The 8,639-nt window shown below is 38.3% G+C and carries 9 protein-coding genes; all 9 read right to left on the bottom strand.

What is annotated here, in order from left to right; all coding sequences use genetic code 11:
• Positions 1 to 979: tRNA preQ1(34) S-adenosylmethionine ribosyltransferase-isomerase QueA (gene queA, locus VKY50_RS12490; RefSeq protein ID WP_324302145.1), on the bottom strand; the 979-nt coding region annotated here is incomplete at its 3' end.
• A 373-nt stretch (positions 980 to 1,352) separates the two neighbouring features.
• A complete protein-coding gene (locus tag VKY50_RS12485; protein WP_324302144.1) occupies positions 1,353 to 2,582 on the bottom strand; it encodes a 3-phosphoshikimate 1-carboxyvinyltransferase in 1,230 nt (409 codons plus the stop codon).
• A gap of 26 nt (positions 2,583 to 2,608) precedes the next feature.
• Positions 2,609 to 2,938 (bottom strand): nucleotide pyrophosphohydrolase, encoded by a 330-nt coding sequence (locus VKY50_RS12480; protein ID WP_324302143.1) that lies wholly within the window; start codon positions 2,936 to 2,938, stop codon positions 2,609 to 2,611.
• An 86-nt stretch (positions 2,939 to 3,024) separates the two neighbouring features.
• The gene (gene dtd / locus VKY50_RS12475; protein ID WP_324302142.1) at positions 3,025 to 3,477 is read right to left on the bottom strand and encodes a D-aminoacyl-tRNA deacylase; all 453 of its coding nucleotides are present in this window, start codon (positions 3,475 to 3,477) and stop codon (positions 3,025 to 3,027) included.
• A gap of 29 nt (positions 3,478 to 3,506) precedes the next feature.
• Positions 3,507 to 4,454, bottom strand: coding sequence for a ribosome small subunit-dependent GTPase A (gene rsgA, locus VKY50_RS12470; RefSeq protein WP_324302141.1), 948 nt, complete (start codon positions 4,452 to 4,454; stop codon positions 3,507 to 3,509).
• A 78-nt stretch (positions 4,455 to 4,532) separates the two neighbouring features.
• Entirely contained in the window at positions 4,533 to 5,615 is a 1,083-nt protein-coding gene (locus VKY50_RS12465; protein ID WP_324302140.1) for a bifunctional 3-deoxy-7-phosphoheptulonate synthase/chorismate mutase type II, read from the bottom strand.
• 10 nt (positions 5,616 to 5,625) lie between these two features.
• Positions 5,626 to 6,486, bottom strand: a complete 861-nt coding sequence (locus tag VKY50_RS12460) for a prephenate dehydrogenase (protein WP_324302139.1) — start codon at positions 6,484 to 6,486, stop codon at positions 5,626 to 5,628.
• A gap of 33 nt (positions 6,487 to 6,519) precedes the next feature.
• On the bottom strand, positions 6,520 to 7,671 hold the full coding sequence (locus VKY50_RS12455; protein ID WP_324302138.1) for a pyridoxal phosphate-dependent aminotransferase: 1,152 nt from the start codon (positions 7,669 to 7,671) through the stop codon (positions 6,520 to 6,522).
• Positions 7,668 to 8,495 (bottom strand): prephenate dehydratase, encoded by an 828-nt coding sequence (locus tag VKY50_RS12450; protein ID WP_324302137.1) that lies wholly within the window; start codon positions 8,493 to 8,495, stop codon positions 7,668 to 7,670. Before VKY50_RS12450 ends, VKY50_RS12455 begins: the two co-directional genes overlap by 4 nt.
• Between the last annotated feature and the right edge of the window lie 144 nt (positions 8,496 to 8,639).

Below are 8,639 nucleotides of genomic sequence, written 5' to 3'. Positions count from 1 at the left end.
TCATTACAAAATCATGGCCTGCAAAAGCAGAGATCATCATCAAAAGTGTTGATTTTGGTGTGTGGAAATTGGTAATCATACAATTGGCAATACTAAAATCATACGGAGGGAAGATAAACTTATTAGTCCACCCTTCATATGGGTTTAACATTTGATTGGAGGAAACAGAACTCTCCAATCCTCGCATTGCAGTTGTACCAATGGCACATATTTTTCTTTTTTCTTTTTTACCATTGTTTACTATCGATGCTGCTTTATTATCAATAAATAATTCCTCACTATCCATTTTATGCTTAGAAAGGTCTTCCACCTCAACAGGGTTAAAAGTACCCAAACCAACGTGCAGGGTAAGCTCTGCAAAATCAATTCCTTTAATTTCTAAACGCTTTAGTAAATGTTTGGAGAAGTGGAGTCCTGCTGTAGGAGCTGCAACAGCACCTTCTGCTTTGGCATAAATGGTTTGATAACGCTCCTCATCCTCTGGCTCCACAGCCCTTTTGATGTATTTTGGCAATGGTGTCTCGCCTAACTCATTTAATTTATTTCTAAATTCTTCATAGGATCCATCATAAAGAAAACGAAGTGTACGCCCTCTAGAGGTGGTGTTATCTATAACCTCGGCTACTAGACTCTCATCATTTCCAAAATACAATTTATTTCCAATTCTGATCTTTCTAGCTGGATCAACTAAAACATCCCAAAGACGTTGTTCTTCGTTAAGCTCTCTAAGCAAGAAAACTTCGATACGCGCACCAGTTTTTTCTTTATTACCATATAATCTAGCAGGAAAAACTTTGGTGTTGTTAAGAACCATAACATCCCCTTCATCAAAATAATCAATCACATCCTTAAAAAGTTTATGCTCGATCTTCTGGTCTTTGCGATGCAAAACCATCAAACGAGCCTCATCTCTATCCTCAGAAGGATATTCAGCTAATAGTTCTTTAGGAAGTTCAAAATTAAAATTAGATAATTTCATGTATTTAATTGTTTTCAAAGAACCTACGTACATCGCAAAAAAAAACCGACGCACTATTACTCTTTTTAAAGAGCATAGAAAAATCGGCAATCGTTCTAAATGATTATAGATTCAAATCCGTTATATATTCTGTGTATAAATCGATTATAAAAACCTTTGTCTCCAAAGAGATTTTTACGAAATGCAAATATACGACCCTTAGATAGGCGTTGTCAAGTAAATCATCAATTATTTTAATATTCAAGCAATTAAGTGAAATAGCAATGGTCAAAACCATGTTTTGAAGTTAAAATCATCTCAAAATATGGTGTTAGCCAAAACGCGGTATCCTCTGATTATAAAAAGTTAAAAGAACCTATTGGAGTATCTTTGGTTAAACCACTTCTTTCTGAAATCCTAAAGAAACGAGATCCTTCCAGAAATCTGGATACGATTTACTAACTACTTCAGCTTGATTAATTAAAATAGGAACCTTTAATGCCAATGGCGCAAAAGCCATGGCCATTCGGTGATCATCATAGGTATCAATGGGTATTTCTTCCTTGATTGCAGAAGTAGCTTTTAATGACAAGGTTGCATCAGTTACGGAGATATCAGCACCTAATTTCCCTAGCTCTGCTTTTAAAGCCTCTAAGCGATCTGTTTCTTTTATTTTTAAGGTATGTAGTCCACTGAGTTCACAGGCAATTCCTAATCCAAAGCAACTTACTGCGATGGTTTGTGCAATGTCGGGAGCATTGGTTAAATCAAGTGTAACGACGGTCTGCTTTGAAATATCGGTTACTTTTCTCAGCAAAAGATCATGACCTTCAAAAGAAGATGCTACGCCAAATTCGCTATATATTTCTTGAAGCACACTATCACCCTGAAGGCTATGTTGCTTATAGCTTGAAAGTCGTATAGTAGTTCCAGGCTCGCATAGTGCCACGATGCTATAGTAATAAGAAGCTGAGCTCCAATCTGACTCAACAACCAATTGTTTCTCTGGTGAAGATTTAAGAGGTTTAACTGTAATAGTGTTTCCTTCAAATTTGGTTTGAACTCCCAATTCCTCTAATAACGAAAGTGTCATTCGAATGTAAGGAACTGAAGTAATCTTCCCTTCTAATTCAAGGATTAAACCCTTATCAAGCGATGGGGCTACAAGCAACAAAGCAGAGATGTATTGACTACTGATATTTGCAGCCAAAGTCACCTTATTTTGGGTGATGCGTTTTCCCTTTATTTTTATTGGTGGATATCCCTGATCCTTTTCATATGAGATTTCAGCACCTAATTGCCTAAGGGCCTCCACAAGAATTTCGATAGGACGTTCAGTCATTCGTTTGGAACCCGTAAGAATGACCTCTGCACCTGGTTTGACAGCAAAAAACGCTGTTAAAAATCGCATGGCTGTTCCAGCATGATGAATATCCACCGTTCCATTTGTGATCTCTAGTCCTTTTTCCATAACCACGGAATCATCTGAATTCGATAGGTTTTCTATGGTTAAACCCGGATACAATGCTCTAAGTAATAAGGAGCGATTACTTTCGCTCTTAGACCCCGTTATAGTTATTTGTTTTTGAAATTTGGTTTGATTGGATTGTATTCGAATATTCATGGTGCTGATTGCTTAAGGGTAACTTTTTAGGATTTTAACTTCTGATTTGAATGGTGGCGGTCGTGATCCCTTTTGGACTTAAGATCCATTTTGGCATCAAAGGCTTTTTGTAAATCGATCCCCGTTTGATTGGCCAGACAGAGCACTACAAAAATCACGTCGGCTAGCTCTTCACCTAAATCCTTATCCTTATCACTAGCTTTCTCGCTTTGTTCTCCGTACCTTCTAGCGATAATTCGTGCGACCTCACCGACTTCCTCTGTCAATTGTGCCATATTGGTTAGTTCATTAAAATAACGAACGCCATGTTGTTTAATCCATTTATCAACTTCGAGTTGTGCATTTTTTAAATCCATATTGATGACTTAAATTTTACTGTGATTTAAATAATTTACCTCTTCTTCCAAAGCATTAACAATTTGTATTTTAGAGCTACTATCAGCTAAACTCTATTTTGAGAATCTATAACAATGGTCACTGGTCCATCATTGACAAGCGAAATTTGCATGTCAGCTCCGAAGGTACCTGTCCCTACTTTTTTACCAAGATTTTGTTCTAAACATTTCACAAAAGCTTCATATAAAGGGACCGCTACATCGGGTTTGGCTGCCTTAATATAAGAAGGCCTGTTCCCTTTTTTAGTGGAAGCCTGGAGGGTGAATTGACTCACCACTATAATTTCTCCAGCAATATCTTGGACCGATAGATTCATAATCTGGTTTTGATCTTCAAAAATACGTAAGCCTACTATCTTACGACACAACCAATCAATATCATCTTGACCATCAATCTCCTCTATTCCCACAAGCACTAAAAGTCCTTGTCCTATTTTTGCTTTTTCAATTCCATCTATGTGAACTGCTGATTGTTTAACTCTTTGAATAACAACTTTCATCTATTCTAAAATTCCATTAGGCTATGCCCTTACTCTGCGTAACTATCTGTTCTATAATTTTCGTCTTCACCCTGGATGATCTGCAAGTAACTCTTATACCGGCTCCACGCAATTGTTCCCTCTTCTACTGCGCGTTTCACCGAACATTTAGGCTCATCTAAATGCAAGCAATTATGAAATTTACATTCCCCCTTTATAGCAAAGAATTCTGGAAAATAATCCCCAATTTCACTGTTTTCCATATCAACGATTCCAAAACCTTTGATCCCTGGAGTATCGATAATTTGTCCTGAAAAACTCAAATCAAACATCTCTGCAAAAGTGGTAGTATGTTGCCCTTGTTTGTGCTGCTGTGAAATCGCCGCGGTTTTAAGGTTTAGTCCTGGCTCTAAAGCATTGACCAAGGTGGATTTTCCAACTCCTGAATGACCAGAAAAAATACTGGTTTTTCCTTTGATCATCGATTTGAGCACTGCGACATTTTTTCCAGTTGCTGCAGAAACCTCTAGGGTCTGATATCCAATACGACTATAAAGTTCTATTAGATCCCTTACCAATACTAATTCTTCGTTTGTGTACTGATCTATCTTATTAAAAACCAATATAGGTGTGACATGATAGGCCTCACAAGTCACTAGAAAACGATCGACAAAATCGGTAAAAGTCACTGGATCCTTTAAAGTTACCAACATAAAAGCGAGATCAACATTGGAGGCAATAATATGGGTTCGCTTAGAAAGGTTCACCGATTTTCTAACGATATAATTCTTACGATCCTTTATATCGGTTATCACTCCCACTTGCTCCCCAGCCATGTCTTGCACTTCGAATTCAACCACATCACCTACTGCCACAGGATTGGTACTTTTAATACCTTGGATGCGAAATCGTCCCTTTATCCTACAGTTGATAAAGCTTCCATCTGGATTCTTTACATAATACCAGCTACCAGTTGACTTATAAACCGTTCCTTCCATAGTGAAAAATTAGAAGTCAAAAGTACGAATTTAGAAGTTGCCTACTCCCTAGACTCCACTCTGACCTCCAATAATTCCTTATTGCTGTACAATTTTCTGTTGGTGGTTGATCGATTCCTGGTGAATCGCTTTAAAGATGCGAAGGATGAATTCTTCACTCAATCCTACTTGATCTCCCTCCAGAACCATTTTTCCTAGAATTTCATTCCACCGTTTTGATTGTAAAACCGCTACATTACGTTGCTTTTTCAACGCACCAATCTGATCCGATACTTTCATTCTCTTGCCTAACATCTCGATCAGTGCATTATCGATCACATCGATCTGAGCACGGTAATTGCTAAGCTTTTTATTGTAATCTGCCTCTTGATCCGTTTCCTTTCGGATTTTCAAATCTCTCATGATTTGTTTTAAAGACGCTGGTGTCACCTGTTGCGCAGCATCACTCCATGCATTATCAGGATCTGTATGGGTCTCAATCATCAAACCGTCATAGTTTAGATCTAACGCTGTTTGAGAGACGTCAAATATCATATCTCTGTTTCCTGTTATATGCGAAGGATCCAATATCAGCGGAAGATCTGGAAATTTATTCTGAAGCTCAATGGCCAATTGCCACTCGGGATTATTTCTGTATTTTGATTTCTCATAAGTGGAGAACCCTCTGTGGATCACTCCTAGTTTTTTAATATCGTTGCTATACAAACGTTCAATTCCACCTAACCACAAAGATAGGTCAGGATTCACTGGATTTTTCACCAAAACAATTTTATCAGTACCCTTTAAAGCATCTGCAATTTCCTGTATGATAAAAGGACTCACCGTAGAACGGGCTCCAATCCACAACAAATCTACATCGTGTTCCAATGCCAATTCTACATGGGCTTTGTTAGCCACCTCTGTAGCTGTTTTTAAACCAGTCTCTTCTTTTACCTTTTGCAACCATTTCAGTCCTAGGGCACCAACACCTTCGAAATTTCCTGGCCGTGTTCTAGGTTTCCAAATACCGGCGCGGTAATAATTGACATCCGTTCCTTTTAGTTCGTGTGCAATCTTTAGCACTTGTTCTTCCGTTTCTGCACTACATGGCCCCGCAATCACCAAAGGGTGCGAGAGGTTCATATCATCTAACCATGTTCTTAACGTTGCTGAATTTTCCATTTTAAAATACTTATGATGATTTGATTGTTATTCCTTTTAATATTTCCTTAATTCTATTGGTGTCCTCCATTTCCTTGTAAATGGCTTGAAAGTCATTTGCTTCCATGAGATCCTTAAATCGTTGGAGGTTTACAATATATTCCTCTAGCGTTTCTATTACATTTTCCTTATTCTGTTCAAATATAGGACTCCACATTGCAGGCGAACTCTTTGCTAAACGAACAGTGCTCTCGAATCCACTTCCTGCCATATCAAATATATCACGCTCATTTCGTTCTTTTTCAATCACTGTTTTACCCAACATAAAAGAACTGATATGCGATAAATGTGACACGTATGCAATATGGCGATCGTGGGCCTCTGGATCCATGTACCGAATTCGCATCCCAAGATCATTAAAAATCTCCATGGCACGTTCCTGTACTTTGAACGCCGTTTTCTCTACCTCACAAACAATATTAGTCTTTCCTTTATACAAACCACTTATAGCAGCTTTCGGTCCGGAATACTCCGTACCAGCAATGGGGTGAGCAGCTAAAAAGTTTCTGCGATTTGGATGCTCACTTACCACCTTACAAATATTCGCTTTTGTTGAACCAACATCAAAGACCAATGTGTCATCTTTTACGATGTCCAAAACATTAGGAATCACCTTCAAAGACACATTTACTGGTATAGAGACAATCACCACATCGGACGAAGCAGCATCCTCTAAACTGGCTTTCCCATCGATTAAACCTAGCGATAGCGCCGTATTTAAATGGTCCTCATTGGCGTCATATCCCATCAGAACGATATCTTTCCTAGTGGTCTTTAAATCGATAGCCATCGATCCTCCTATGAGCCCTAATCCTATTACCAGTACTTTCATTTTGAATTTCTATTTTTCATTTGTAAGATTGGTTTATACTTCAAATCGTTGAATTGCTTGTTGAATTTGCTCCTCTTTAACGCATAAAGAAAAACGAATATATCCTTCCCCTTGGCTTCCAAATATGGTTCCTGGAGTAATAAATATACTTTTGTCATAAAGGACACCGTCTATAAATTCTTCCGCTGAATGAATTCCTTCTGGCAATTTAGCCCAAACAAACATCCCTGAGGCATTTATATCATACGTACAGCCTAATTTATCGGCCAATTGAAATATCAACGCTCTACGGCGGGTGTATACTTCATTGAGTTCAGCATACCAATCCTTAGATAATTCCAATGCTTTGATCGCTCCTTTTTGTAAGCCATAGAACATTCCACTGTCCATATTACTTTTCACCTTTAGTATGGCTGCTATATGATCGGCACTTCCAAAGACAAACCCAATTCTCCAGCCTGCCATATTAAAAGTCTTACTGAGTGAATTTAGCTCTAATGCAACCTCCTTTGCTCCTTTGACGGATAGCAAACTCAATCGATTCTCATTCAGCACAAAACTATAAGGATTATCATTCACCAATAGGATATCATTTCGTTTGGCAAAGTCAACTAATTCTTCGAAGATTCGTGCATTAGCATTCGCTCCTGTAGGCATGTGTGGATAACTCAACCACATGATCTTCACCTTAGAAAGATCTGTTTGCTCCAAAGCTTCGATATCAGGCAACCAATTGGAGTCTTGGCTTAAATCGTAATACTTGGCGAGAGCTCCCACTAAATTCGTTACAGAAGTATAGGTTGGATACCCTGGATTTGGAATCAAAACCTCATCACCTGGGTTTAAAAAAGCCATACTAATATGCATGATCCCCTCCTTAGAGCCCATCAGAGGCAACACCTCTGTATTGCTCTCTACAGACACATCAAAATACTGCTGATAAAACGAGCATGCGCCCTTTCTCAATTCTGGTAATCCTTGATAGGATTGATATTGGTGTGCCTTTTCATCCCCTAATGAATTCACCAGTGCTTCCATCACTTGGTCAGCTGGGGCGAGGTCAGGGCTGCCAATTCCCATATTAATAATCGGTTTCCCCTGGGCAATTAAGCCACTCACTTCTCTTAACTTCTTAGAAAAGTAATACTCTTCGACGTTTTTTAAACGATCTGCTACTTTTATCATCGCATTGTATTTTTGTACTCTCCGTGAACTTTAAATTCTGATGCCATAATGGCTAATAAGGATTTGGCTTTTTGAAAATCCGCATAATCCTCAAAGGTCACATCCACGAAAAATGAATACCGCCAAGGGGTTTCAATTTTCGGCAAGGATTGAATCTTGGTTAGATTTAGTTTGCAATCACTCATGACGTTTAAGACCGTAGCGAGACTGCCTCTTTTGGAACCTAACTCAAACTTTAAAGACGCCTTATTAATTTCTTCTATAGGAATGACCGAGTTCTGTGTTTGAATAATCACAAATCGGGTTGCATTATTGGTCATGGTCTGAATACCTTCGGCTAAGATGTCCAACTTAAAAATAGTTGCGGCTGTCTTGCTTGCAATAGCGCCAACACCTTTTATCTGACCTTGATGAATTCTTCTGGCAACTTCCGCGGTATCTACATCTTCAATTAATTTTATGTGGGGATATTGCCTAAAAAAAGCTTTACATTGTAGTAAAGCCATAGGATGGGAATAAACCTCTTTTATATCCGCGATGGATTGTCCTTTTAGCGCTAATAAATTGTGTTGAACACTAATGTAGTGCTCCCCGATAATATGCAGATCATTGTCATCAATGCGCGCATAGTTTGGTATAATAGAACCAGCGATCGAGTTTTCAATAGCCATTACAGCCACGGAACTTCTCTTACTGATCAGACTATCCACTAAGGCATCAAATGACAGGCATTCATCTACATCAACATCCTGACCGAAGTATTCCTGAGCCACTTGATGGTGAAAGGATCCTAATATTCCTTGTATTGCAATTTTCCTATTCATTTTTGAGTTTATATCATAAAAAAAGTCCCGAAATTTCTTCCGGGACTAACATATTATTTTTATTACAAATACCTACAACAGTCCCGTTCCTCTCTTAAAAAAGTAAAAGAAGAAAAAATAAAAGTTCCAGTTATAAGCGTTTGT

The organism is Galbibacter sp. (assembly GCF_035306585.1).
GTDB lineage: Bacteria > Bacteroidota > Bacteroidia > Flavobacteriales > Flavobacteriaceae > Galbibacter.
This window is presented reverse-complemented; position numbering and strand designations above follow the sequence as displayed.